Genomic DNA, 25,193 nt, shown 5'->3' on the forward strand with positions numbered 1-25,193 from the left:
TTCAGGCGTACAGCCCGTGCAGGAACCAGCGCGCGTGCTCGGCGTCGCGTTCGCGGTAGATCCAGTAGCGCGCGGCGGCGGCGTCTTCGGCGACGAAGTAGTCACGCACGGTCAGGGCGGGGTCCCACCAGCCGCTTTCGATGCGCTCGGGGCCGCGCATCAGCCGCAGCGCCTGGCCGCCGTATTGCGGGCGATGGCCGGACAGCTTCAAGGGCAGCGGCGTTTCCAGCAGCCAGAACGGGCGGTCCAGCAAGGTGGGCAAGGGCGTGGGGGCTTGGGGAGGCGCCAGCGCGTCGCCCCAGGCATTGGCGGCTTCGGGGCGGTGGTCGGCGGCGGGCTGGGCGTGGCGCACCTGGTCGCGGCCCAGCCGTGCCACCAGCAGGTCCAGCAGCCGGGCGTGGTCGGCCGCCGTGCCGCCGGGTTCGGGAAACAGGGTGGTGCTGGCGGCAGGCTGCTCTACCGTGTCGGGCGCTTGCAGCGCCACGGCGATGACGGGCGCTTCCAGGGTGAAGTGGTTCAGTTTTTCGCGCAGCAGGTGCAACAACTGCGGCGCCTGCCAAACGGGTTGGGCCAGCGCCAGCTCCAGTTCGGTGGGCGGGCGGGCGTGGCGGCCGCGTTCATGTTCCATGCTGAGCACCACGCGCCGCACCGCCAATTGCCGGGCGGTCAGCCAGCCGCCCAGTTGTTCGGCCAGCCGGCGCGCCACCGCCAGCACGGCATCGGTGTGTTCGACATAGTCCGTAAGTTCCAGGCGCCGCGAAAACTGGTGGGGCGGTTCGATCCAGCGGTAGAGTTCTGGCGTCTGGCCATAGGCGGCGTCCAGGGCCTGTAGCAGTTCGGGCGTGCTGCGCCGTTGCAGGCCGGCGCGCGGCAGGGCGCGCAGGTCTGCCAGCGTGTGGCAGCCGATGTCGTCCAGCCAGTCGCGGCGGGCCTGCGCCTGGGGCAGCAGCGCCAGCGGCAGCGCGTCCAGCCGGCGCGTCAGCGTGGGTAGCGTCAACGTGCGCCGGGGCGTGCGGCGGCCGGGGCGGTGCGCCAGCAGCCAGGCGCCCATGGCGGTGGGCGCCATGCCCAGCGCCACGCGCAGGTCCAGGGCCTGCAAGGTGGCGCGGATGCGCTGGCTAAGCGCGCGCGGCCCGCGAAAGAACATCAGGCTGGCGCCCACATTCAGTAGCACGGTGTCGTTGCCAACCAGGGCGACTTCAGGGGTGTATTGCAGCAAGGCCAGCGCCGCGCCCAGCAGGGCGTCGGCTTCGGTTTGGGGCTGGCGCGGCAGCAGTTCGACCTGGGGGGCGATGGCCGCCGCGCCGGCGCGGCGCATGCCCGCCTTGACGCCTGCCTGGCGGGCGGCGGGGGTGAGGGCGGCAACGCGTTCCTGGTCCAGGACGGCGAACGCCTGCTCCTCAAGCGGCCAGTGCGGGCGTAGGGCGTCCAGCGGCAGGCAGCGCAGGAATACGGCGATCCAAAGGCGCATGGCGGGGGAAAGAAGGCGTAAGGACGCCGGGCTCCAGGGCAACATGCAGCGGCTTGTCGCAGACCGGTCCCCGGCGTTTCAGGATATGGACGGATAATCCGCCCGGCGCGGGCGCAAGCGCCAGCCGCAAGGGGGCGGGCGTGGCGTGCTGCGCCGCGCTGGCCGGGCGCACGGCGATAAACAGCAAGTCGCTGGCTTGAGCCGCCAGATGCAGGCGGCGCAGGGATTCGGGACGAACGTGTGGCAGCCAGCAGATCAGGGCGCCGCAACTGCCGTTCTTTAGGATCTGTTCCGTGGCCCATAGCGTGTCGACGGGCTTTTGCGGCGCCACCCACAGCAGTTGGCGGGGATCCAGCCGCCAGCTCATCCAGCTGGCGATGTGAGGAACGTGCGGCGGTTGCACCAGGGCGATGGGCCGGCGCGTTTCCAGCTGGGCCAGCGCCGGGCGCAGCAGGCGGATTTCGCCGATGCCGGGGTGTGGGGTCAGCAGTTCGATCAGCGAGCCCAGCGGCCAGCCGCCGTCCGGCAGCTGCGCGGAAAGCGCGGCGTGCCCGGTGGGCAGGTTGCGGGCGGCGCCTTTGGCCATCTGGGTGGCGCGCCACAACGCGGGATGGATACGTTCAGGGGACTGCATGGCGGGGGCCGGTTCAATAAGCACAAAAAGGGGGCGGGGAAACCTGGCAAATCGTAGAATGACTGTATGAATATACAGTATTGTAGCCGCCTTTGATGCCGCCGTGCTTTGCGGCGTACCGCTAGCCGCGCCTGCGCGTTACCCCTCCCGCCGGCCTTGCCGCAGCCCCGCGGCGCGCCTGGGCGCTATCCCAGCGCCGCGCTTTCGGGCGCTGGCGCCGTGGGCCGCGCGGCGCCGGCGTCTTGATCCAGCCCGTAGAAACGCATGTCCCCGTACCTGACCCAGCGCGACCGCTTCACCACGCGATGGCCGATCCACAACGCCAGAAACATCGGAATGGCCAGATAGGTCGAGACCACTCCGATCCAGTCGATGCGTTCTTCCAGGAAGGCCTGGTAATTCTGGCCCAGCGTCACCACCAGGCACAGCACGAAGGCTAGCAGCGGACCGAACGGGAACAGGCCGGCCTTGTAGGGCAGGTCGGCCGTGTCGTAGCCATGTTTCACGTAGCCCTGGCGGAACCGGTAGTGGCTGACCGCGATGCTCAGCCACACGATGAATTCCGTCATGCCGGCAAAATTCAGCAGCCAGATATAGACGGCCTTCGGGCTATACACCACGCTGAACAGGCACAGGCAGGCCAGCGCCGTGGTGGCCAGCAACGCATATAGCGGCACGCCATTGGCGGTCAGGCGCTTGAAGACGGCGGGCGCCTGGCCTTCCGCGGCCATGTTGAACAGCATCCGCGTGGCGGCGTACATGCCAGAATTTCCCGCCGACAGCACGGATGTCAGGATCACGGCGTTCATCACCGTGGCGGCCGACAGCAGCCCCGCGTGCTGGAACACCAGCGTGAAAGGGCTGACGGCGATGTCTTCGACCTCGTTGCGCAGCAATTGCGGGTCGGTGTAGGGGACAAGCAGGCCGATGATCAGGATGGCCAGCACATAGAACAGCAGGATGCGCCAGAACACGTTGTTGATGGCGCGCGGCACGTTGCGGCGGGGGTTTTCGGATTCGCCCGCCGCCACGCCCACCAGTTCCGTGCCTTGGAAGGAATAGGCCACCACCATCGCCACGCCGACCCAGGTGGCCGCATTGCCCACGAAGGGCGCGTCGCCGATGGCCCAGTTGGCCAGGCCGACCGGGTCGCCGCTATGGATGATGCCCACCAGCATGCCCAGCCCCACTGCGATGAAGCACAGGACGGCAACGACCTTGATGATGGAGAACCAGTATTCGGCTTCGCCGAAGCTGCGGGCGGAAAACGCGTTCAGCCCGAAGGTCAGCGCCAGGAAGGCGACGCTCCATATCCAGCCTGGCGTGTCTGGCAGCCAGTACGCCATGACCAATTGGGCGGCCACCACGTCCACGGCGACCACCGTGGCCCAACTGATCCAGAAATTCCACCCCAGCGCAAAGCCGAAGCCTGGGTCCACATAGCGCGACGCATAGGTGCAGAACGAGCCCGACACGGGCATGAAGGTGGCCAGTTCGCCCAGGCTGGTCATGATGAAATAGACCATCAGGCCGATCACCAGGTAGACCATCAGGGCGCCGCCCGGTCCGGCTTGGGCGATCGCCGCGCCAGAGGCGACGAACAGCCCGGTGCCGATGGCTCCGCCCAGCGCTATCATCGTAAGGTGGCGCGCCTTGAGCACGCGGTGCAGCTGATTCTGGCTCGCCGGCGTGGCGCCCGAGTCGGTGGTCGGTGTTTGCATTACAGGGGTGAAAGAGGGCCGTTGCGGCCGCAGTCCGGCTTGACGCCAATGGGTCGTCCGCGTTAAGCCGCGCATTTTACAATGCTGTCATCAGGGCGTAGCCCAACGGCCTTATGCCAGCACGGAGCAGTCTCATGGCGTCTTCCAGTTCTCTTGAATTTCTTCCCGAACCCGGCGTCGACGTGCGCCAATTGTTCATTCTGCTGCACGGCGTGGGCGGTTCGCCCGAAAATCTGCGGCCCATGGCCGAAGCGGTGCGCGTGGCGTTTCCAACGGCGGCGGTGCTGGTGCCCGAAGGGTTCGAGCCCTTCGACGGCGGCGCGACGGGCCGGCAGTGGTTTTCGGTGCGCGGCGTGACCGAAGACAACCGTCCCGAGCGTGTAGCCAGGGCCATGCCGCCCTTGGAAGCCTATGTGCGCCAGGCGCAGGCCCGCTTCAGCCTGCTGCAATCCGACACGGCGCTGGCCGGTTTTTCGCAGGGCGCCATCATGGCGCTGGAACTGGTGCAGGCCCACGATGGCATGGCGGGGCGCGTGATCGCGTTTTCCGGCCGCTACGCGCAATTGCCCAAGACCGCGCCCCAATACACCACCATCCATCTGCTGCACGGCGCCGATGATCCGGTCATGAGCGCGGCCCACATCCAGGCCGCGCAGGCCCGGCTGGAAGAACTGCATGGCGATTCCACCATCGATATCGCCAGCCACGTCGGCCACGAACTGCATCCGGCGCTGGTCCAGCGCGCCATCGTGCGTTTGCAGACCTGCGTGCCGCTGCGCGCCTGGGAAGCGGCGCTGGGCCTGAACCAGACACCGCCCGACGGCGCCACGCTGCATTGACGGGGGGCCAGGCCCCGTTGCCGCGCAATTGGCTGCGTAGCGGCCAGCGCGCGAACCCGCGCTGACAGCGCGGCCCGCGTCGAAGACGCCTTACTTCTCCCAGCCGCCGCCCAACGCCAGAAAAACGGCGATCTGGTCGCTGCTGAGTTCCGCTTGCGAGGCGGCCAGCGCGCTTTCGTTGGCGGCCAGCGTGCGCTCGGCGTCAAGCACGGTCAGGTAATCGGTCTTGCCGTACTGGAACAGCTGGCGCGCTTGCGAGGCGGCTTCGGCGCTTTGGTCGCGGGCGGCGCGCAACGAGGCATCCCGATCCAGTTGGCGAGCATAGACGACCAGCGCACTTTCGGTTTCGCGCAGCGCGTTCAGCACCGTGGCGTCAAAGCGCGCCACCGCGGCCTTGGTGTTGGCCTCGGCTTCGGCGATGCGGGCCTGCACCGCGCCGGTATTCGGGATGGTCCAAGAGATCAGCGGACCCACGCTCCAGCCGAAGGTGCCGCGGTCGCCCAACATGGAGGCCGGGCCACCCGATGCGCCGGACAGGCCCAGCGTGATCTTCGGATACAGGTCGGCCGTGGCCACGCCAATGCGCGCCGTGCTGGCGGCCAGCGCCCGTTCGGCCTGGCGGATGTCCGGGCGGCGACGCAGCAGGGCAGCGCCATCGCCCACGGGAATGGTGGCGGTCAGCCGGGGCGCGGCGGCGCATTGCAACAGCGATGACGGAATCTCGCTGGGCGTCTGCCCCGTCAGCGCAGCCAGGCGATACAGCGCGGTGCGTTGCTGCGACTGGAAGGGCGGCAGGTTGGCCTGCAGTTGTTCCAGCTGGCTGCGGGCGCGGGTCACGTCCAGCGTGGTGCCGCGTCCCGCGCGCTGCAGCCGGCTGACCGCGTTCAGCGATTCCCTCTGCACCTGTACCGAATGCTGCGCCGACGCCAACTGCATGCCCGCGGCGCACAGGTTGGCATAGGCGCGCGCGGTCTCGGCCGCCACGGTGACGCGGGTGGCGTCGTAGGCGGCCTGCGCGGCTTGCGCGTCGCCGCTGGCGGCTTCGATGGCGCGGCGGATCTGGCCAAACAGGTCCAACTGGTACGACACGCTGGCGCCGGTCGAGTACGACCAGCGGCTGGGTGGGTCGACGCCCGGCTGCAGTTCTTGCAAGCCCGACACGTGGCCAAAGGTAGGCGACGCATTAACGCCGATCGTGGGCTGCTGCTGCGCCTGGGATTCCTGCACGGCGGCTTGCGCGCGTTCCAGATTGGCGCTGGCCACGCGCAGGTCCGTGTTCGCCGACAGCGCTTTTTCGACCAGGCCGTCCAGCACCGGGTCGTTGTACAGGCGCCACCAGTGGCCTGACACGGCTTCCTGCTGGAACACGCCGGCCTGCGCTTCGACGAAGGCGCCCTGGGCGGCCGGCCGCTGCACGACCGACCCGGCGGGCACCTGATAGTCAGGGCCCACGGTGGTGCATCCGGCCAGCGCAAAGGCCAGCATCAGCGGCAGGAAGTGTTTGGTGTTCATGGCAGTACGGCTTGGCGTCGAAAGAATGGGTTGAAAGTGGGACGGGGCGTGGAGCGGCGAAGTCAGGTCGGCTGGCGCGCGTCTGCCGCTGCCTGCGCCGGCTTCGGATCCACCGAAACGGTAGCCGTCTGGCCGGCCACCAGGCGCACGCCGTCGGGCACGTTGTCGATCTTCACGCGGACCGGGATGCGTTGCGCCAGGCGCACCCAATTGAACGTGGGGTTCACGTTGGGCAGCAGGTTGGCGCCCGTGCTGCGGTCGCGGTCGGCAATGCCCATGGCGATGCTCTCCACGTGGCCGCTGATGCGGTGCGAATCGCCCATCAGCGTCACCGTGACGGGGTCGCCTTCATGGATGCCGGGCAGCTTGGTTTCTTCAAAATAGCCTTCCACGTAGAAAGACCCGGCGTCCACCAGCGCCATCACGCCGCGGCCGGCCGAGGCGTAGGATCCGGCGCGCAGGTCCAGGTTGGTGACGCGGCCGTCGCTGGCCGCCACCACGCGGCTGCGTTCCAGATTCAGGCGCGCGGTGTTTAATTGCACCTGGGCCTGGGCCAGCGCGGCTTCGGTCTGCTGTACCTTGGTCTGGCTTTGTTCGACGGCTTCGGCCGCCACCAGTTGGCCCAGCGAGCGGTTGCGCCTGGCGTCGCGCAAGGCCTGGTCGTGCGCGACCTGCTGCGAACGCACCGAGGCCTGGGCCTGATCGAACGCCAGCTGGAAGCGCGCGCGGTCGATTTCAAACAGCAGGTCGCCGGCCTTCACGTCCTGGTTGTCGTGCACGGGCACGCTCGTCACCAGGCCCGAGACGTCCGGCGCCACCTGAACCACATAGGCCTTGACGCGGCCATCCCGCGTCCAGGGTTCGACTTCATAGTGCACCCAGAGCTGCCAGCCGGCGTAAGCGGCGGCGGCGACGACGACGGCCGTCACCGCGAACTTGCCGATAGCAGCAGGGCGAAGGGCATTGGGGAGTTTCATACCTATCTCTGGAGAAAATAAGGGGATATCAGGGAAACGCCATACAGCAGCACCACGAACAGCGCCAGGTCGAACAGCGCGGGGTGCCACACCAGGCGGTACAACCCGGCGCGGGCCAGCACGCGGCGCACGGCCCAGGCCACGCCCAGGGTGACCATGCCCAGCACCAGCAGCCATGGGAAGTAAATGCCGTAGAGATTGAATTCGCCGATCATGATGCGTGGCCCTCCCGTGTGGGGTGGGCGGGTTGGTAGTCGGGCGCGTCGGGGAAGAAGGCGCGGCGGATGCCCACCAGCGCCACCACGGCGCGGTCGCGGGCGGCCAGGCCTTGCGGCGTGGCGGCTACGCTGGACAGGGCGCGGTCGATCTGCGCCAGGAACTCCGGCGTCTTTTCTCCGATGCGCCACGATGAACGGGCACGGAAAAATTGCGCAAGGCTATTCAGCACGGGCTGGATCGTGGGCTCGGCCATCGGTAGATGGCGGCGCGCGCGTTGCAGTTCCGTGATGTCGCGGCCCACGCGCAGGTCTTTCAACGCGTCGGCGGCGACCAGGTCGTCCGGGCGCTTCGCAAGCGCCAGGCGTGGCTGCAACAGGCCGATGCGGTCCAGCATGCGGGCCGCATAGGTATGGCGCGACGGCGCGCGCGGCGAACTGGCCAACGTCGCCAGTTCCTTCCAGTTGGCGGCCTGGATGCGGCGGGCGCTCCAGTCGGCGCTGACCGTGCGGAAGATGGCGGCGATGATGGCCGCGGTGGCCACGCCCATGCACTGCGCCACTTGCGTATCGATGAAGGACACCACGTCGGCGGTATTCGTGTCTTGCAGCGCCATCGTGCCCAGGAAGCCGAACAGCATGGCCATCGCCTTGCCGGTGCTGGCGGGCCGCGCGATGAAGACGCCCAGCACGAACGCGGTGGGCAGCATCGAAAGCGCCAGCATTTCAAACGAATGGATGGCGGGCATGATGCCCAGCAGGTACAGCGCCGACAAGGGGATGGAATACACCGTGTAGGTCAGGAACTGCATGATCCCCGGCACCGGGTTGTCTTGCGACGCGAAGAAGCAGCTGAAGATCGCGGCCATCATCGCGGCGGTGGCGCCGTTGCTCCAGGCCGTGCCTATCCAGAAGGCGCAGCACACCGAAATGGCCACGCCCGCAGCCAGCGCCGACAGCAGCGCCATGCCGTGGTCGCGGTGCAGCGCGGCGTTGGGATCGCGGGCGGGGCGGGCGGTGCGCATCGGGGCCCGCAGCGGCGCACCTTGCAGGCCGGCGTGGATCTCGCGGCGCAGGGCCAGGCATTCGTCATAGGTGTCGATCAGTTCGCGCAGCCGCGTCATCAGGCTGGCCAGCAAGGCGTCGCGCCATGGGGAGCGGCTGTCGATGGCGGGCGTCAGCCGCGAGACGGCGGCGCGCAATTGCACCGCGGTCTCGTGCGAGGCCTGCGCGCCGGCATTGATCCATTCGGAAATGTCATGCAGCAGTGCGGAAACGGGTTCGGGCAGGGGCTGGTCGTTCGCCTGCAGGGCGCGCAGGCGGTCTTCCACCGCGGACACGGCCGGCGTCAGCGCCGAGATCTGGTCCTGCATGGCGCGCACCGCGCCGGCCGTCCAGCGCAGGTTGCTGGTGTCGAACGGCACGTGCGTGGAAAACAGGCGCAGCTGCGTGATGTCGTTGGCCAGCACGCGGCGGTCGCGATCGCGCTGTTCGGCGTTCTGGCCGCTAAGTGTGTCGTGCATCCAGTTGCGGGCGTCGCGCACGGCCTTGTCCAGTTGCAGGGTCAAGGCGGGCGCCAGGCCGCGAGGCAGCACGATGCTGTGAACCAGCGTGGCGCAAACGATTCCCAGGCTGATCTCTTCGACACGCGCGAGCGCCGTGTCGAACACCAGCGACGGGGCCGTCACGCTGGGAAAACCGATCATCGCCGCCGTGTACCCGGCCAACATGAACAGGTACGACCGCGGCGTGCGGTCCAGCACCGACATGTACAGGCAGGCGCCCACCCACATCACCATCGCGGCAGTCATGACGACGGGCGAATTGGACAGCCGCGGCACCATGTAGACGGTGGCGGCCGAGCCGGCGAAGGTGCCGACCAGGCGGTACAGCGCTTTCGAGCGCACCGCGCCCGACCAGGGCTGCGCCACGACATAAGCGGTGGTCATCGCCCAGAACGGACGCGGCAAACCAATGCTGTAGGCCAGATAAAGCGCCATGATGGCGCTTAGGTAGCTCTTTAGCGAAAAGATGGTTTCGCGGACGTTCGGCAGTTTCACGGTTGGTCGTCCTGCGGTTGGCCTCCGGCGGCGCCGCGGCCCAGCGATACCTTCAAGGCGTCGAAGACGCGCAGGCAGGCTTCCAGGTCGGCTTCGCTGACGCCGTGGAAGAGGCGGCGGCGCAGCTCCACCAGCACGTCCTCGACTTGCGCGCGCAACGCATTGCCGGCGGTGGTCAAGTGCAGCGTCTTGGCGCGGCGGTCATGGGCGTCTTCGCGGCGCTCCATCAGGCCGGCGGCCACCAGTTGGTCCAGCACGCGCACCAGCGACGGGCCTTCGACGCCCAGGGCGTCTGCCAGCGCGCCCTGGCGCACGCCGTCGCCCAGGCGGCCCGCCAAAATGACGGGCCAGGCCGTGGCTTGCGACAGGCCGTAGTCTGCCAGCGCCTTGTCGGCGGCGCCGCGATAGGCGCGCGACAGCACCATCAGGTTTGCGGTGGTGGCCATGAGTTGGGAGTCGGAAGGAGAGTTCATGGAATAGATTGTATCCTATCTATTAGCTTACTAATAATTGAAAATGGCGAATGTCTCCATTGATTTTTCCAATTGGCTAGATAGGGGGTCGGCTTTCCATCAGTGGAAAACGGGGCGGCAACGGGAGCGCTGGCGCGGCGCGGCGGCCGCGCCCCAGGCATTAGCCGTTGCAGTCCGCCCAGCAGTTGGGCGTTTCGTACAGGCGCACGCGGGTCAGGCGCAAGTCGGCCCCGTAGTGGCCGTGATACTGCGGCGCCAGCGTGTCGAACACGATCTGGGCCAGGTTTTCAGCGGTGGGAATGCGGTCCAGAACCACCGTCTTGTGGTCCGGCAGGCTATCCAGGAAGCCGCGCACGGCCGCGTCGCCTTCATAGACCAGGAACGCGTGGTCCCAGACGTCCACGATGTGAGTCTTGGCGATGTGCTTGATCTCGGAGAAATCCATCAGCATGCCGTTATCGGATTCGCCGGGCGCCTGCACGACATCGCCCGTCAGGGTGATTTCCAGCACATAGCGGTGGCCGTGCAGGTTGCGGCACTGGCTGCGGTGGTCGGGAATGCGGTGGCCGGCGTCGAACTCCAGCCTGCGGGTCACGGAAATCATCGCGTGCTCCGCAAGGCGTCGGGGTAAATCATGGAATGCCTATGTATTTGTGGGTCTGCAAACTCAGCCGCCATTGCGGATGCTGCATACAGTACTGGACGGCTTGCTCGGTGTTGGCCGCGCGCGCGGGGCCATCCATGGGTTGCAGGAAAAAGTGCTCGAAATCCAGGTGCGCGAAGGTTTCGGGCAGGGCGTTGGATTGCGGGTAGACCAGCTTCAGTTCGTCGCCGCGTTCGATGACGATGGGCGCGGTGCCCTTGGGGCTGACGCAGATCCAGTCGATGCCGGCCGGAGGCTTGACGGTGCCATTGGTTTCAATGGCCACGGTGAAGCCGCGGGCATGGACAGCCATGAGCAGCGGCGCATCCAGCTGCAGTAAGGGTTCGCCGCCGGTGAAGACCACGTAGCGGTCTTGCGTGCCGGGGCCCCACGCAGCGGCGATCGCGTCGGCCAGCAGGTCAGCGGTGGTGAACTTGCCGCCGCCTTCGCCATCGGTGCCGATGAAGTCGGTGTCGCAGAAGGTGCAGGCGGCGCTGGCGCGGTCGCTTTCGCGGCCCGTCCAGAGATTACAGCCGGCAAACCGGCAAAATACCGCCGCGCGGCCTGCATGGGCGCCTTCGCCTTGCAAGGTCTTGAAGATTTCTTTGGCGGAATAGGTCATAAGGGGTAATGGCGGGGTGCGGGTGGCCGGGCGCCGTAATAGTCGAGCAAAAGCGCACTATTTTACTTGCAGCGGCGCCAACGCGCCGAATGTCCCCGCGCGGTGCAGGTTTTGGGCTGCGGCCGCGTCAGCCGAAGACCGGGCGGAAGAAGCTGCGTTCGTAACTGACGATACAGCGGGTTTGCGTCGCGTAGGCATAGGCCTGCTGGCATTCGGCGTCTTTCAGGGAATCTTGCCGATAGGTTTCGTAGGCGGCCAGGCTGGGAAAGGAAAACAACGCCAGCGCGATATTGTTGGCGCCTTCCGACGGCATGAAATAGCCGTGATGCGTGCCGCCGAACCGCTCGACCAGCGGAATCCACATTTTCGCGTAGGTTTCGAACTCGGCGATCGCATTGGTGTCAATAACGTAGCGCAAGTAGCAGGTGATCATGGGGACGGGCTCGTAGGCGGGGTGGCACGTTGGCGGGATGCCTGCGTGCAAGCCGGCGCATTGTAGCGACGCCCCCGCCCGGCCATCAATGGACCCGCACGCCTTGCGTCACCCGCTATGGCTCAATCTTGTAGACTGCCGGCCTATGTTCCACATCCAAGATTCCCTCTATCTGGACGAGCGCGACCTGACGTTCACCATGATCCGCGCCCAAGGGGCGGGCGGGCAGAATGTCAATAAGGTTTCCAGCGCCGTCCATCTGCGCTTTGACGTCCGCGCGTCCAGCCTGCCGCCGGACGTCCAGGACGCCGTGTGCGCCGTCAGCGACCACCGCATCTCGAAAGAAGGCGTGATCGTCATCAAGTCGCAGTCGTTTCGCAGCCAGGAAAAAAACCGGGCCGAAGCCATTGAACGCCTGATCGGCATGGTGCGCTCGGCGCTTCAGGTGGACAAGCCGCGCCGCGCGACCAAGCCTACCCGATCCTCGCAGCGCCGCCGCGTCCAGCGCAAGGTTCAGCATGGCGAGGTCAAGCGCCTGCGCGGGCGCGTGCAGGGAGACTAAGGCCAATAGCCCCGTGCGCCGCAGGGGCATGACTATATATCGAACAACATCGATATAAGATTCGATAAATTGCGATATACAAATATGACCGCATCCCCCTCAATCCCCGATCAGACCGGCGCGCAACCCGGCATCGACGCCGACGCCATCCTCAAGGCGCTGGCGAACCCGGTGCGTCGCGACATCCTTGCCTGGCTGAAGACCCCGCACGCGCATTTCGAAGAGCGCCCGGGCCACAGCTTCGAGCATGGGGTGTGCGCAGGGCACATCGATCACCGCTGCGGCTTGTCGCAGTCGACCGTGTCGTCGCACCTGGCCGTCTTGCAGCGCGCGGGCCTGATCTCGGCGACCAAAGTGGGGCAATGGGTCTTTTTCCGTCGCAATGAACCCGTCATTGCCGCGTTCCTGCGGCAATTGAACCAGGATATGTAGTCAGCCCTACACGTTGCGCCCATTGCCCGGGCCGAAGGATTTTGCATGAGCTCCCTGTTTGAACCCCTGCGCGTCGGCGACCTGACGCTGCGCAACCGCATCGTCATGGCGCCGTTGACCCGCCAGCGCGCAAGCGAAGGCCGCGTGCCCAGCGACTTGATGGTCGATTACTACACCCAGCGCGCCGACGCCGGCATGATTCTGACCGAAGCGACGTCTGTCACGCCGCAGGGCGTGGGCTATGCCGACACCCCGGGCCTCTGGTCCACCGAGCAAGTCAAAGGCTGGCGCAAGGTCACGTCCGCCGTGCATGACAAGGGTGGCCTGATCGTGGCCCAGCTATGGCACGTGGGCCGCATTTCCGACCCGGTCTTCCTGAACGGCGAACTGCCTGTCGCGCCCAGCGCCATCGCTGCGGGCGGCCATGTCAGCCTGGTGCGTCCGAAGCGCGCTTACGTCACCCCGCGCGCGCTGGAAACGTCCGAGATCCCGGGCGTGGTCGAGGCCTACCGCCACGGCGCCAAGATGGCCCAGGAATCCGGATTCGACGGCGTTGAAGTCCACGCCGCCAACGGCTACCTGCTGGACCAGTTCCTGCAAGACAGCACCAACCTGCGCACCGACCAATATGGCGGTTCGCTGGAAAACCGCGCACGGCTGTTGTTGGAAGTGGTGGATGCCTGCATCGCAGTCTGGGGCGCGGGGCGGGTGGGCGTGCATCTGTCGCCGCGCGGCGACTCACACACGATGGGTGATTCGGATCCGGCGGCAACCTTCACCTATGTGGCCACCGAGCTGGGCAAGCGCGGCATCGCGTTCATCTGCGCGCGCGAACACGAAGGCGAAGACAGCCTTGGCCCGACATTGAAGGCGGCGTTCGGCGGCGTCTATATCGGCAACGAAGGCTATACGCGGGAATCCGCCGAGGCCGCTATCGACGCGGGCCGCGTCGATGCCGTGGCGTTCGGCGTGCAGTACATCGCCAACCCCGATCTGACCCGCCGCTTCAAGCTGGACGCCCCGCTGAATGCGCCGGAGCCGTCCACGTTCTATTCGCAGGGCGCAGCCGGCTACACCGACTATCCGGCCTTGCCGTAATCGGTCTGCCGCCGCGCGCAACGCCCGGCGGCCCTAGAACACCGTGCGCATCGGGTATGTGAACAAACCGAAGTGCGCGGCGTTCAGGCCCAGGTGCGCCAGCACCGCGGCGGCTAGCCCCCCGTAACGGTATGCCGTGCCGTAGGCCGCGCCCGCCAGGCCGGCCAGCAATATCCACTGCCAGCCGCCGGCGTAATGCGCGAGGCCGAACAGGACGGCGGCCACGGCCACGGCGGCGCGGCCGCCCCAGGCATGGCGACGCCAATGCATGGCCAACTGCTGCTGCACATAGCCGCGGAACAGGGCTTCCTCGGCCAGCGTGACCAGCAACGCGTTGTTGACCAGCCAGATCCAGCCGGTGTCCGGCCATTTGGGCGCCCAGCCCACCACGCCAAGCGCCAACGCGGCGCCCAGGCATGCCAGCATCGCCGCAGCCAGCGCCAGCGCGGCAGCGGCCATCGTGCCGCGCGCGCTGGCGCCCGCCATGGGCGGCGCCAACGCCAGGACTACCCAGAACGCCACCAGCGGCTTGTCCAGATTCAGGTACATGCCGAATGGCACCGCGTCGGGGCTGAGCGCCGCGGGCGCGATGACTTGCGGATTGTGGAAGCCGGGCAGCAGATGCAGAAAAAGCGCGGCGGCCAATGCCACGAACAGGGCGTGGCCGGCCGCGCGAGCGGCAGCGCCGGACGTCGGCCGCACCCATGCCGCCGCGATCAACAGCAGCGCGGGCGCCATCAACGCCACCGGATCGATCAGGCCGTCCGCCCATGCCCAGGTCCAGGCAACGGCAAGGGGCGCCAGCGCCCAGCGGCGGGTGGCGGGCGGCCAGAGCAGGGCAGCGGAAAGAAAGAGCGCGGACCAGGGCGACAGAAGCGGCATTGGAATAGGGCGGGCTGACGCAAAGCGCAAAGTGTAAGCGCACCCGCTTGCCCCAACCGGGGTTTCAGGCGACGATGCCGCTCTCGGCAGCGCAAAGCCGCTGCGCCCCCTGGCGGACTCGCGGTCCGTCTATCCACCCGGAGCCAAACAATGAAAATGATCGCGTGGTTGATGTTGGCGGCGGCGATCCTGCCGTTCGTCTCGACGATGGTCGCCAAGGCGGGCGGAAAGAAATACGACAACAACGATCCGCGCGCCTGGCTGGCGCGTCAGGAAGGCTGGCGCGCGCGCGCCAACGCCGCGCAAATCAATACCTTCGAAGCGCTGCCGTTCTTTTTCGCGGCGGTGCTGTTCGCGCTATATACCCAGGCGCCGCCCGCGCATGTGGCGACGCTGATGGCGTGCTGGCTGGGCGTGCGCCTGGGTTATCTGGCCATGTACCTGGCGGGGTGGGGCGCGTTGCGTTCGCTGGTCTGGGCGATCGGCGTGGGCTTCGTGATCGCCATTCTGTTTTCCGGCGTGTAAGCGGCTGCGGTGGGGCCGGCTTCAGGCCGGTCCAAACCGCGCGCCAACCGGACGCCGCCTACTTCCATTCGAAGACGGCGCGCGCGGTTCCCGTGGCTTGCACGGTGACCTGGCGCTCTTGAGCCTTGCCCTCGTAAGTGGCCAAGATCTTGTAGGCGCCAGCGGGCAGCTTCACCAGCATGTACGGGCCGTCGGCCGTCGTCTTCAGCACTTCCTTGCCTTGCGCGTCGTGGATGGCGACCCCCACGCTGGCCACGTAGTCCGCCTTGCCGTCGCGCTGGGCGGCGAATGTCAGCGCCAGCGGATAGTCGCCGGCGGCCGCCTTCATGGCTTCCGATTCGTCGATGCCGATCCCGCCGCTGACGTACTGCACCGCGCCCTGGTGCTTGACCGGGGGCAATGCCGCCCGGGCGGTCGAGAGGACGCCTGCGATGGCCATGCTGCCCACCGCCATCATGGCGGCCAGCGTGCAGCGTTCAATGCGTTTGTTCATCATGTTCTCCTGGAGGGGATGACACGGGTTTCGACCGGCGTGCAGGCGCCAAGTTCGCGCGCCTAGCCGCATTCGGCAAGCATATCGCCGGAAAAACCACCCTGCCAGGTGAACGCCAGCCGGCTTTCGCCGCTGATCGATCCGTCCGGGGCGAAGCGCCTTTCCTCAAGCTGGCCCACGCCGCCCGCATGTAGCGCTAGTACGCTGGAACTGCGGGTGCCATAGTTGGGGCTGACGATGAACGGGCTGCTCAATAGTCTTTCGCGATCCCGCGGCAGGCCGGTCGCCGGAAGTTCATCGTCTTGGGCGCCCTGGCGGTCCGCCAGCGCGGCGAACAGCGCTGGCATGTCGGGCTGCCGTGCATGCGCCAGCACGGCGGTGAACGCGGCCTTGGTGCGAGCAAGCTTCGGCCACGGAGTGTCCAGCAGGTGGTTGGACAACGCGTAGATGCCGGGCGGCAGCGCGCGCGGGGCGCCGTCGCGGTTACTGAGATACCAGGCCTGCCGCGCATCGCCCACGATCAGATTGAAGCCGTTGTAGGCCTGGCCGGCGTCGTGGACGCGGGCCAGGTATTCCCCGGGCGCCTCGCCGCCGCGCAGGAAGTCCTCGACCAGCGCGCCGCGCGAAGGCGCCGCGTCCAGGTGCCGGCCCGGTTCACGGAAATTCGTCACGAGTGCAAAGCGGCCCCGCGTGGTGGCGCCCATCCACGTGCCACCCGCCAGGCCGTCGCGGCCGGCATAGACCTCTGGCGCATCGGCCCATTGCGCCGCCGGATGCGTCAGGCGGGCGTGGAATTCATCGCGGTTGGCGGCGATCAGGACGGGGATGCCCGGCAAGGCATGCAGGGCCAATACGGCAAGACACATGGTTCAGACCTGGTGGATAGGGTGTTTGGGGGCGCCGGCACCGGGCGCGGCGGCAAAATCCGGACCGGCCAGCGTGGCGCGCAGTGTTTCGATTTCGGCGGCCACGTCGGCCAGCGCGGGCGACGGCGCGGTGATCGTGTCGGCGGATACGGCCGCGCCATGTTCGACTGCGACGCTCATGGCGTGCAACGTTTCGGCCAAGGCGGCCACCTGGGCGGCGCTGGGCGCGGCCTGGCCGGCGGGCAGCGACCACGCCGTATCCGAAATCGCGTTCGCCACGCGTTCCAGCGCCACCTCGACGGGCCACCACGCCAACGCGCGCCGGCTGACCAGGCGGGGTTCGGACAGGCCGCGCTGCAACGCGATGCGCAGGTCGGACAAACGGGCATAGGCGCTGGCGCGCAGGCTGTGCCGGCTCGCGGGCGTCGCCTGGAAGACCGTGTTCAGGTAGGCGGCCAGCGTGTCCATCGCGGTGGACACGGCATGGTCCAGGTTGTGGCGTTCGATGCGGATCCACGGCAGGTAGCCCACCAGCAGCACGATGCCGGCGGCCACGCCCACGTCAATCAGCCGCGCCAGCGCGATGGCCCAGGTGCCGGGTTGCAGCGCGCCGATCAGCAGCATCAGGATGGGCACGAGAATGGCCGAAAACAATCCGTAATTGCGGCGGATGGACCAGGGCAGTAGCGAGGCCAGGAATGCCACTGTCAGCAGACTGGCCATGCCGCTGCGGTCCACGGCCAGCACGGTGGCGCTGATGGCCACCCCGACCACGCTGCCGCCGCAGCTTTGCAGCGCCCGCGCAAAGACCGACCCAAAGTTGGGTTTGAAGATCACCACCACGATCAGCGGCACCCAATACGACCGTGGCAACGCTGCCGCCAGCGCCACGGCCTCGGCCGCGATCAGGCACAAGCCCAGCCGGATCAGATAACGCACCGTGGTGGGGCCAGGGCGGTAGGTGCGGGCCAACACGCGCCAGGGCGTGCGTGGGCGGGCAGGCGCCAACGCGCTCAAGGGATCGATGTCGGGCGGCCTGGCGCCGTCCAGCAACGGCAGCGCCTGCGCCAGTGCGTCCGCCAGCTGCGGCATGTTTGCAAGCCGCAACGCCTCAATGTCGTCACCGGGGGCGGGATCGGCGTCGTTTTCCACGCGGTCGGCCAGCCGGTTCATGACGCGGGCGCAGGCAGGCGGCAGCACGCGGCCCGCGCGCGCCAGCGACAAGGCGGCGTTGGTCAGGGGCGTGCAGGCCTGCAGTTGCGCCGCCAGCCGGGATAGCCGCGGCGAGGGCCCGGCGGCGCGGCCACGGGCGGCCAGCACGGTATCGTAGGCGGTGGTCATGGCCGCTTCCATGTCGCGGCGCGCCGCCATGGTGCGCGAAGTACCGATGGCGGCGAACATCGCGGCCAGCTTGCGATAGGCCAGCGCGACGGCGGCGCGTTCGGGCGCGATGGGGTTCACGACCCAGCCCGACAGGGTCAGCGCCAGGCCGAACAGCCCGCCAGCGCCCACCAGCACCGACGGCATCCAGGTCGGCAGGGGCGAAGTCAGGCTGGCGCCCACGATGACATACACCGCGAATTGCAGCGTCGCCACGGCGGCGATGTTGTTGAAGGTACCGATCAGGCTGGCGATCAGCACCAGCACGGTCATGGCGGCCGATGTCAGCAGGCCGTGTCCGGCCACCAGGTTGCCCAGCAGGTAGCCCAACGCGCCGCCAAAAACAGTCGAGCCGATGGACAGCGCCCGGTTGCGGTAGGGGCCGCCGTTGTCGCCGGTAATGGCGGGCAGCGCGCCCAGGGCCACCAGCGCGGCGGCCGCGCTCTGGTCCAGCGCCAGCCCCACGGCCGACGGCAGGCCGATGGCCACCGCGGCGCGCAGCGCCACCCAGCGGCTGACGGGCGACGGCTCCATATGCGCCAGGCTCATCAGCCATCGCATGTTCGACGTGCGCGCGCCTGGGCGGGTCAGGGGGCGGGACACGGCGGCCTCATGGCGGGCGGGTCAGGCCTTGATCAGGGAAGCGACTTGCGGCGCGGCCAGCCGGAAGTAGTCTTCCGTGTTCAGCAGGATGGATGCGTCCAGGCGTCCGGCGTTGAAGACGATTTCGTCGTGGCGGTCGCGCAGCGTCGGATCCACCAGCAGATGCAGGTCGGGATTGAAGGAAAACGGGGGAATGGCGCCGATCTCGCAGCCGGTCAATTCGCGCGCGAGATCCTGCGAGGCCAGCGATGCCTTCTTGCCGCCGGCCGCGCGCGCGATCGCGTCCAGGTCGGCCTGCTTGTCGGCGGGAAACACCGCCAGCACGTTCTTGCGCTGGTTGGACGAGATCTTCACGCGGCATACCAGCGCTTTGGCGCCTTGGCTGACGGCGGTGCCGCGGATGGCGGCGACTTCGACCGAGCGGCCGGCCGCGGGGTGTTCGATCAGGCGGTGGCGGGCCTGATGCAGGGCAAGCAGCGCTTGCAGGCGTTCAAAGACTTCCATGTCGGGGTGGCCAAGCTGAGTGGGGCGGCGCCGGGAGTCGACGCGGCACACATCGCATGATACGCCGCGCGCCCGCGCTCAGATCTCTCCGGTGAAGGCGTACCCCCACCCCCAGACGGTGCGGATCGGCAGCTCGATGTTTATGTCTTGCGCCTTGCGCCGCAAGCGGCTGACGACCACGTCGGTACGGCGGATGGACTCGCGGCCCGCTTGCGGGTCGATGCCTGGGGGATCGCTGCGCGGCAACCGCTTGTCGGCGGATGCGGTCAGTTTCAGCAGGAATTCGCGCTCGGCCAGCGTCAGCGCCAGGCGCCCCCCTTGCGGGCTGACGAGCGTCCAGGCCGCGTCCTGGAATTGCCATTTGCCGGCGGCATCGCCGGACGCCGCCACGCTGGGCGGGCGCGGTTCAGCGTCGATGGGGGCGCGGCGGCCCGACGTGGCGGGCACCCGCCGCACCAGCGCCTGCAACGCCGCGGCGATTTCCGCCGTGGCCACGTCGGGTTGGAAGCAGGCGTCCGCGCCGCAATGTAGTCCCAGAATGCGGTTTTCCGGAGAATCGAAGGCGGAGACGGCGACGATGCCGGCGGTCGTGTCCATGGCGCGCAGACCGGCGACTGCCATGCAGAGATCGGACAATTCGGCCTCCATCACCAGCAGGGGCGTGCGCCGCGCCTGGAAAAGCCGAAACAAACCGTTGGAGTCTTCGCAGCGGCGCGGTGAGAATCCCATGCCCGCCAGCGCGTCGCTGCGGCGAACGCGTTGGGCGGGATCGGGCGAGAAGACGATCAGGTCTAGTAGGTCATTCATGAATCGTAGTGATCTGTGCAGCTGGGGCGCTTGCATGATGCTACGGATACATCGAATTCCTAAACCTCGCACAACACCCGTTTCGTACCCGAATTCTCAGACATGATCAGGGCACGTCTGTTACGCGCTCGCCCGAAGGGCCCGCCGCAGGCGGCGTGGCGGGTTCATTCCACCAGCCGCCGCCCAGCGCTTGCAGCAGCGCGGCGGTATCCGCGTAGCGCGCCGCATCGGCTTCGGTGCGCGCGATACGCGTCTGCAATAGCTGGCGCTGGCTGTCCAGCAGGCTCAGATGGCTGATGCCGCCCGCCCGGTAGCGGCCTTGCGCGATGCGGTCGGCTTCCGCAGCGCGGCGCCAGGCGTCGTCGTAGGCCTGGTAGGCCTCGGCGTCCGTCTGCACGGCGCGCAAGGCATCCGCGACCTGACGGAAACCGTCCAGCACGGTTTGCCGGTACGCGGCCGCGGCGGCATCGTAGGCGGCCTCGGCCGACCGTTTGCGGGCGCGCAGTTCACCACCACGAAACAGCGGTTGCACCAGGCCCAGCCCCAGGTTCCACACGTTCACGCCGTCGGACAAATCACCCGCCCGGGTGCGTTGCGAGCCGAAGCTGGCCGTCAGGGTGAACTGGGGATACTGGTTGGCCGTGGCCACGCCGACATCCGCCGACGCCTTGTGCCATAGCGCTTCGGCCGCCAGGATGTCCGGCCGCTGGCGCGTCAGCGCGGACGGCAAGCCGGTGGGAATGCTGGCGGGCAGCGTCAGGTCCGCCAGGCGCAGCGGCGCGATGCGCAACGCGGCGGGCGGCTGACCCAGGTACACGGCCAACTGGTGCGTCACTTGCGCCAGCTGCTTGTCCAGCGGCGGCAGGGTGGCCCGCGTCTGGGCGACCAGCAGTTCCTGGTTGCGCAGGTCGGCCTCTGCGATGCCGCCGGCCGCCAGCCGCTGCCGCATGATGTCCTGCTGGCGTAACTGCGCATCCAGCAATTCACGGGTGGCGGCCAGGCGTTCCGACAGGTCTGCTTGCCGGATGGCCGCCGTCACGACGTTGGCGGCCAGCGACATGCGCGCGGCCTGTAATTCGTGCGCCCGGTAATCCACCTGCGCCGCCATGCCCTCCAGCGCCCGGCGGTTGCCGCCGAACAGATCCAGCGTGTAAGACACGTCGATCGACGCGTTATACAACGTGAATGGGGGCGGCGGTTGGGTAATCGGCACGCCGTAAGCGGACGGATCCACCTTCTTGCGCGCCACGGACACGTTGGCGTCGACCGACGGCAGCAAGCGTCCGCCGGTTTCGGCGTTCAGGTCCTCGGTCGCTTGCCGCAGGCTGGCGCGGGCTTGTTCCAGCGTCGGATTGGCGTCCAGCGCGTGGCGCACCAGTTGGTCCAGCGCTTCGGAATGGAACAGCTGCCACCATTGCGCGGGAATGTCGGCGCCCGCCTGCAATTGTTGGCCGCCGGCCGCGCCCGCCTGTTGCGGCGCGGTGTAGGCGGCCACGTCGGGCGCGGCCGGCGAGGTGAAGTCGGGCCCGACCGTGCAGCCCGATACCAGCGTGAACAGGCTTACGGCGGCCATCGCCAAGCGGCGGCAAGGCAGCGAACGGGAATCAAAATGCGGTAGGGCAAGGCGGGGCATGGCGCGTCAATCCAGGGTTCGGCGGTAGAACTTCACGGCGGCGGTCATGACGACAACGGTGAACAGCATCAGCGGCCAGATGCTGGGCCAGAGGTCCCACCAGCCGTTGCCTTTGAGCAGGATGCCGCGGATCAGCCGGTTGAAGTGTGTCAGCGGCAGCAGATTGCCCAGGTACTGCGCCCACATGGGCATGCCCTGGAACGGAAACATGAAGCCGGACAGCAGCATGTTGGGCAGGAAATAGAACATGGTCAGCTGCATGGCCTGCAACTGGTTCTGCGCCAGCGACGACAGCGTGATGCCGACGGTGAGGTTGGCGGCCACGAACAATAGCGCCGCCAGGTACACGGACAGCAGGCTGCCCAGGATCGGCACATGGAACACGAAGCGCGCGGCCAGCAGGATGATGGTGGCCTGGATCAGCCCGATCGCGATGTAGGGCACGATCTTGCCCGTCATCACCTCGATCGGGCGCACGGGCATCGACAGCAGGTTCTCCATCGTGCCGCGCTCGCGTTCGCGCGTCATGGCAAGGCCGGTCATCATCACCAACGTCATCGTCAGGATCACGCCCATCAGCCCGGGCACGGTGTTGTATTGCGAGATCTGCTCTTCGTTATAAAGCCGGTGTACGCGCACGTCGAAGGCCGGCTGTCCGCCGGCAAGCCCGGCCAGCGGCCCGGTCAGGTCTTTCTGCGTCACGGCCTGCGTCAATTGGGTGGCCGCGCCGATCGCCATGCCGGTGGCCATGGGGTCGGTGGCGTCGGCTTCGATCAGCAGGGCAGGGCGTTCGCCGCGCAGCAGCCGACGCGAAAAATCGGGCGGTATCGTCACGACGAACAGCACACGGCCCTGGGCCAGCGCGGCGCGCCCGGCTTCCTCGTTGTCCAGTTCTTCCGTGATGTGGAAGTAGTCGGACGACTTCATCGCCGCGATGAAGCTGCGCGTGAACGGGCTGTGGTCGGCCGTGATGACGGCCGTGGGCATTTGCTTGGGGTCGGTGTTGATGGCGTAGCCGAACAGGGCCAGCTGCATGATGGGCAGGCCCACGATCATGCCGAAGGTGATGCGGTCACGGCGCAGTTGCAGGAATTCCTTCAGCACCATGCTCCACCACCGCGCCCACGAGAAACCTTGCAGATGACGCATCATGACGGGCTCGCGAAGTTGTCGGTGGACCGGTTCATCAGGTAGATGAAGACGTCTTCCAGGCTGGTGTCGATGCGCTCCAGCCGCAAGTCCTGGCCATCGATGGCGTTGCGCAGCGTGCGTTCCAGCAGCCCGGCGTCCTGGCCGCTGACGTGCAGCGCCGACCCGAACGCCACGGTCTGATCCACGCCGGGCGCGCCGCGCAGCCGCTGGCCCAGCGGCACGAGGTTATGGCCGTGGATGGCCCAGGTGGTCAGGCGCTGTTCGGCGATCACTTCTTCCGCGGTGCCTTGGGTCAGCAACCTGCCATACGAGATATAGGCCAGCTTGTGGCAGCGCTCGGCCTCGTCCATGTAGTGCGTGCTGACCAGCACCGAGATGCCGCGCGCGGCCAGTTCGTGCAGTTGTTCCCAAAAGTCGCGCCGCGCCGTCGGATCCACGCCGGCCGTGGGTTCGTCCAGCAGCAGCAGGCGAGGCTCGTGCAGCAGGCAGGCCGCCAGCGCCAGCCGCTGCTTCCAGCCGCCCGACAGCGATCCCGTCAATTGGCTGGCGCGGCTGTGCAGCCCCAGGTCTTCCAGCGCGCGGTCCACCGCCTCCTTGCGGTTCGGCATGCCATACATCCGCGCAACGAAATCCAGGTTTTCGCGGATCGTCAGGTCGTCCCAGTAAGAGAACTTCTGCGTCATGTAGCCCACGTGCCGCTTGATCTCGGCGCTTTCGCGCAGGATGTCGTAGCCCAGACAGGTGCCGCTGCCCGAATCCGGCGTCAGCAGGCCGCACATCAGGCGGATACAGGTGGTCTTGCCGCTGCCGTTGGGCCCCAGGAAGCCGAAGATCTCGCCTTCGCGCACGCGCAGCGATACGTCGTTGACGACGTGCTTGTCGCCAAAGTGCTTATTCAGCCCGTGCACGTCGATAACGGCGGCGCGGGCGTCGCGATCGGCGCTGGGGGACTCGGCGGCGGTAGAGTCTGGCGCGATCATGGCAGCGTGGCCTCGACGGGCTGGCCCGGATGCAGCCGCGTGGCGACGTCCTGGGTCGGCCGGGCTTCTACCATGTAGACCAGCTTGCTGCGGCTTTCGCGGCTGTAGATGACGGGCGGCGTGTACTCGGCCTGGTTCGACACGTAGTCGATGCGCACCGGTATCGGGTCGCCGCAGCCGTCGCAGCGCAGGCTGGCCGGCTGGCCGACCTTCAGCGATCCCACCACCGTTTCCGGCACGAAGAACCGGACCTTGATGTTGCCGGGCGGCAGCAGGCTGACAACGGGGCTGCCTGCGGGCACCCATTCACCCACGCGGTACATCGTGTCGAAAACCTGTCCCGCCGCCGGGGCGCCCAATTGCTTTTGCGCCAGGGTCCATTCGGCCTGGGCCAGCGTCGCGCGGGCCGCATCCACCTGCGCGGCCTGGGCGCGCCGCTGGTCTTCGCGCCCGGGCAGGGCGGCGACTTCCAACTGCGCCCGCAGTTCGCGCACGCGGGCGGCGTCCGACTGCGCCTGTTCACGGCTGTCGTCCAACTGCGCCCGGGCGATGCCGCCGATGCGGAATTGCGCGTTATCGCGCTGCAGCTGCGCCGCCGACCGGCGGCTGGCGGCTTCGGCCTGCGCCAGCTGGGCGCGGCTGACGTCGACTTCGGGCGGCCGCTTGCCGGTGGCGATGTCTTGCATCTGCGCGGTGGCCGCGGCCAACTGCGCGCTGGCCTGATCGCGGGCGGCGCGCTCCCGCGTGGCCTCCAGCGTGAACAGCGGCGCATCCGCCGACACTTGCTGCCCGCGTTTGACCGACAACGCATCCAGCCGGCCGGCCTCGGACGAGGCCACGTAAACGTAATCGCCTTCCACGTAGCCTTGATAGAAGGGGGCGGGTTCCTTGCCGCAGCCTGCCAGCAGCAGGGTCAATAGCAAGGCCAGCGGCGGAGTCGCCCGGCGGGCCCAGCGTGGCAGGTCTGACGGCAAACGAAGTGAAGCGGGACGGGTTCGCATGGTCGGCATCTTTCAGGCAGAGGCGGAAGGCGGGGAGGGCGGCAAGAACAATCCGCCGGTCAGCATGGCGATGGCGTGCGCGGCAATCGCGTCGGTATCGATAGCCTGCGCTTGCGCGTCGCCTTGCCAGATGCGGCGCCACAGGCTGGAGGTGGCCAACGGCAGCAACGTCAGCCCCAGAATGGACAAGAACACCAGGCGAGGTTCGACGCCCGGCGTGACGGCGCCCAGACGCTGCGCCCGGCCGATCAGCCCGGCAAAGGCCTGCAAGCGTCCGGACGGCAGATGCGGCAGCACGCGTTCGCGCAGCTGGCCGCCTTCATTGACGACTTCATGCATCCACAAGGCCGGCAGCCAGGGCCGTTCGGTGGTGCTTTGCACGATCCGGTTCACGATTTCCACCAGATAGCCGCGCGCGGCGGCCGCTGGGTCTTGATTGGCGTCCGGGTCCCAGGCCAACGGCACCGGCGCCCAGACGTAGCCGATGACCGGCAAAACCCGCTCTTGCACAACGGCGTCGATCAGTTGGTCGCGGCTTTTGAAGTAGTAGTGCACCATCGCCGGCGTCACGGCGGCGCGCTGCGCGATGTCGGCAATGGTGGTGGCGGCCACGCCTTGCGCCGCGAACAGACCGGTGGCGATGTCGAGCAATTGCGCGCGCATGGCGGCGTTGTC

The 25,193-nt window shown here is 67.7% G+C and carries 27 protein-coding genes; 5 read left to right on the forward strand and 22 right to left on the reverse strand.

The features are described 5' to 3' along the window. Nucleotide 1: 1 nt before the first annotated feature. The 3 genes from ACI0FO_RS22345 to ACI0FO_RS22355 form a co-directional block, all read right to left on the reverse strand. Entirely contained in the window at nt 2–1,471 is a 1,470-nt protein-coding gene (locus tag ACI0FO_RS22345; protein WP_416030256.1) for a DNA polymerase Y family protein, read from the reverse strand. Beyond that, nucleotides 1,401–2,105: a translesion DNA synthesis-associated protein ImuA gene (gene imuA / locus ACI0FO_RS22350; RefSeq protein ID WP_416030258.1), complete on the reverse strand. Its 705-nt coding sequence runs from the start codon at nt 2,103–2,105 to the stop codon at nt 1,401–1,403. Before imuA ends, ACI0FO_RS22345 begins: the two co-directional genes overlap by 71 nt. 185 nt (nt 2,106–2,290) lie before the next feature. Continuing rightward, on the reverse strand, nt 2,291–3,826 hold the full coding sequence (locus ACI0FO_RS22355) for an amino acid permease (RefSeq protein ID WP_416030260.1): 1,536 nt from the start codon (nt 3,824–3,826) through the stop codon (nt 2,291–2,293). Between the two features lie 134 nt (nt 3,827–3,960). Here ACI0FO_RS22355 and ypfH point away from each other — a divergent pair, with 134 nt between their 5' ends. Beyond that, entirely contained in the window at nt 3,961–4,665 is a 705-nt protein-coding gene (gene ypfH, locus ACI0FO_RS22360; RefSeq protein WP_416030264.1) for an esterase, read from the forward strand. 90 nt (nt 4,666–4,755) lie between these two features. Here the strand turns inward: ypfH and ACI0FO_RS22365 are convergent, their stop codons facing one another. From ACI0FO_RS22365 to ACI0FO_RS22400, 8 genes are all read right to left on the reverse strand, one after another. Further along, nucleotides 4,756–6,177: an efflux transporter outer membrane subunit gene (locus tag ACI0FO_RS22365; protein WP_416030266.1), complete on the reverse strand. Its 1,422-nt coding sequence runs from the start codon at nt 6,175–6,177 to the stop codon at nt 4,756–4,758. A gap of 62 nt (nt 6,178–6,239) precedes the next feature. Next, a complete protein-coding gene (locus tag ACI0FO_RS22370) occupies nt 6,240–7,154 on the reverse strand; it encodes an efflux RND transporter periplasmic adaptor subunit (protein WP_416030267.1) in 915 nt (304 codons plus the stop codon). 2 nt (nt 7,155–7,156) lie between these two features. Beyond that, nucleotides 7,157–7,369 (reverse strand): DUF1656 domain-containing protein, encoded by a 213-nt coding sequence (locus tag ACI0FO_RS22375; RefSeq protein WP_105556825.1) that lies wholly within the window; start codon nt 7,367–7,369, stop codon nt 7,157–7,159. After that, nucleotides 7,366–9,429: an FUSC family protein gene (locus tag ACI0FO_RS22380; RefSeq protein ID WP_416030269.1), complete on the reverse strand. Its 2,064-nt coding sequence runs from the start codon at nt 9,427–9,429 to the stop codon at nt 7,366–7,368. Before ACI0FO_RS22380 ends, ACI0FO_RS22375 begins: the two co-directional genes overlap by 4 nt. Next, on the reverse strand, nt 9,426–9,902 hold the full coding sequence (locus ACI0FO_RS22385) for a MarR family winged helix-turn-helix transcriptional regulator (RefSeq protein WP_416030271.1): 477 nt from the start codon (nt 9,900–9,902) through the stop codon (nt 9,426–9,428). The genes ACI0FO_RS22380 and ACI0FO_RS22385 overlap by 4 nt, the downstream gene beginning before the upstream one ends. A gap of 160 nt (nt 9,903–10,062) precedes the next feature. Further along, a complete protein-coding gene (gene queD, locus ACI0FO_RS22390; protein ID WP_105556828.1) occupies nt 10,063–10,506 on the reverse strand; it encodes a 6-carboxytetrahydropterin synthase QueD in 444 nt (147 codons plus the stop codon). A gap of 28 nt (nt 10,507–10,534) precedes the next feature. Then, a complete protein-coding gene (gene queE, locus ACI0FO_RS22395; protein WP_416030272.1) occupies nt 10,535–11,167 on the reverse strand; it encodes a 7-carboxy-7-deazaguanine synthase in 633 nt (210 codons plus the stop codon). A 127-nt stretch (nt 11,168–11,294) separates the two neighbouring features. Next, nucleotides 11,295–11,600 carry an NIPSNAP family protein gene (locus ACI0FO_RS22400; protein WP_416030274.1) on the reverse strand — a complete coding sequence of 102 codons (306 nt, stop codon included), beginning with the start codon at nt 11,598–11,600 and terminating at the stop codon, nt 11,295–11,297. 145 nt (nt 11,601–11,745) lie between these two features. Between ACI0FO_RS22400 and arfB the strand changes: the two genes are divergently transcribed. From arfB to ACI0FO_RS22415, 3 genes are all read left to right on the forward strand, one after another. Further along, a complete protein-coding gene (arfB, locus tag ACI0FO_RS22405; protein ID WP_105556830.1) occupies nt 11,746–12,162 on the forward strand; it encodes an alternative ribosome rescue aminoacyl-tRNA hydrolase ArfB in 417 nt (138 codons plus the stop codon). Nucleotides 12,163–12,246: 84 nt separating this feature from the next. Then, a complete protein-coding gene (locus ACI0FO_RS22410) occupies nt 12,247–12,594 on the forward strand; it encodes an ArsR/SmtB family transcription factor (protein ID WP_416030277.1) in 348 nt (115 codons plus the stop codon). Between the two features lie 45 nt (nt 12,595–12,639). Continuing rightward, nucleotides 12,640–13,692, forward strand: coding sequence for an alkene reductase (locus ACI0FO_RS22415; protein ID WP_416030279.1), 1,053 nt, complete (start codon nt 12,640–12,642; stop codon nt 13,690–13,692). Nucleotides 13,693–13,725: 33 nt separating this feature from the next. On the opposite strand, the gene ACI0FO_RS22420 is transcribed toward ACI0FO_RS22415, so the two are convergent. Continuing rightward, nucleotides 13,726–14,574 (reverse strand): CPBP family intramembrane glutamic endopeptidase, encoded by an 849-nt coding sequence (locus tag ACI0FO_RS22420; RefSeq protein WP_416030281.1) that lies wholly within the window; start codon nt 14,572–14,574, stop codon nt 13,726–13,728. 150 nt (nt 14,575–14,724) lie between these two features. Between ACI0FO_RS22420 and ACI0FO_RS22425 the strand changes: the two genes are divergently transcribed. Further along, complete coding sequence (locus ACI0FO_RS22425; protein WP_416030283.1) at nt 14,725–15,099, forward strand: MAPEG family protein; 375 nt, start codon at nt 14,725–14,727, stop codon at nt 15,097–15,099. Nucleotides 15,100–15,157: 58 nt separating this feature from the next. Here ACI0FO_RS22425 and ACI0FO_RS22430 read toward each other — a convergent pair whose 3' ends face one another. The 10 genes from ACI0FO_RS22430 to ACI0FO_RS22475 all read right to left on the reverse strand — a co-directional run bounded on the left by ACI0FO_RS22430 (nt 15,158) and on the right by ACI0FO_RS22475 (nt 25,181). Next, nucleotides 15,158–15,592 (reverse strand): carboxypeptidase-like regulatory domain-containing protein, encoded by a 435-nt coding sequence (locus ACI0FO_RS22430; RefSeq protein WP_416030285.1) that lies wholly within the window; start codon nt 15,590–15,592, stop codon nt 15,158–15,160. Nucleotides 15,593–15,654: 62 nt separating this feature from the next. After that, the gene (locus ACI0FO_RS22435) at nt 15,655–16,458 is read right to left on the reverse strand and encodes an NRDE family protein (protein WP_416030287.1); all 804 of its coding nucleotides are present in this window, start codon (nt 16,456–16,458) and stop codon (nt 15,655–15,657) included. 3 nt (nt 16,459–16,461) lie between these two features. Then, entirely contained in the window at nt 16,462–18,441 is a 1,980-nt protein-coding gene (locus ACI0FO_RS22440) for an FUSC family protein (protein ID WP_416030289.1), read from the reverse strand. A 21-nt stretch (nt 18,442–18,462) separates the two neighbouring features. Continuing rightward, complete coding sequence (locus tag ACI0FO_RS22445; protein WP_416030291.1) at nt 18,463–18,945, reverse strand: YbaK/prolyl-tRNA synthetase associated domain-containing protein; 483 nt, start codon at nt 18,943–18,945, stop codon at nt 18,463–18,465. Nucleotides 18,946–19,023: 78 nt separating this feature from the next. Next, entirely contained in the window at nt 19,024–19,752 is a 729-nt protein-coding gene (locus ACI0FO_RS22450) for a DNA-binding response regulator (protein ID WP_416030293.1), read from the reverse strand. Nucleotides 19,753–19,858: 106 nt separating this feature from the next. Beyond that, nucleotides 19,859–21,385: an efflux transporter outer membrane subunit gene (locus tag ACI0FO_RS22455; protein WP_416030295.1), complete on the reverse strand. Its 1,527-nt coding sequence runs from the start codon at nt 21,383–21,385 to the stop codon at nt 19,859–19,861. A 6-nt stretch (nt 21,386–21,391) separates the two neighbouring features. Beyond that, entirely contained in the window at nt 21,392–22,537 is a 1,146-nt protein-coding gene (locus ACI0FO_RS22460) for an ABC transporter permease (RefSeq protein ID WP_416030297.1), read from the reverse strand. Then, complete coding sequence (locus tag ACI0FO_RS22465) at nt 22,534–23,517, reverse strand: ABC transporter ATP-binding protein (RefSeq protein WP_416030299.1); 984 nt, start codon at nt 23,515–23,517, stop codon at nt 22,534–22,536. Before ACI0FO_RS22465 ends, ACI0FO_RS22460 begins: the two co-directional genes overlap by 4 nt. Then, nucleotides 23,514–24,518 carry an HlyD family secretion protein gene (locus tag ACI0FO_RS22470; RefSeq protein ID WP_416030301.1) on the reverse strand — a complete coding sequence of 335 codons (1,005 nt, stop codon included), beginning with the start codon at nt 24,516–24,518 and terminating at the stop codon, nt 23,514–23,516. The genes ACI0FO_RS22465 and ACI0FO_RS22470 overlap by 4 nt, the downstream gene beginning before the upstream one ends. 12 nt (nt 24,519–24,530) lie before the next feature. Continuing rightward, nucleotides 24,531–25,181, reverse strand: coding sequence for a TetR/AcrR family transcriptional regulator (locus ACI0FO_RS22475; RefSeq protein WP_416030303.1), 651 nt, complete (start codon nt 25,179–25,181; stop codon nt 24,531–24,533). Nucleotides 25,182–25,193 lie beyond the last annotated feature (12 nt).

Source organism: Achromobacter marplatensis (assembly GCF_049060505.1).
In the GTDB taxonomy this organism is placed as follows: Bacteria; Pseudomonadota; Gammaproteobacteria; order Burkholderiales; family Burkholderiaceae_B; genus Achromobacter; species Achromobacter marplatensis_A.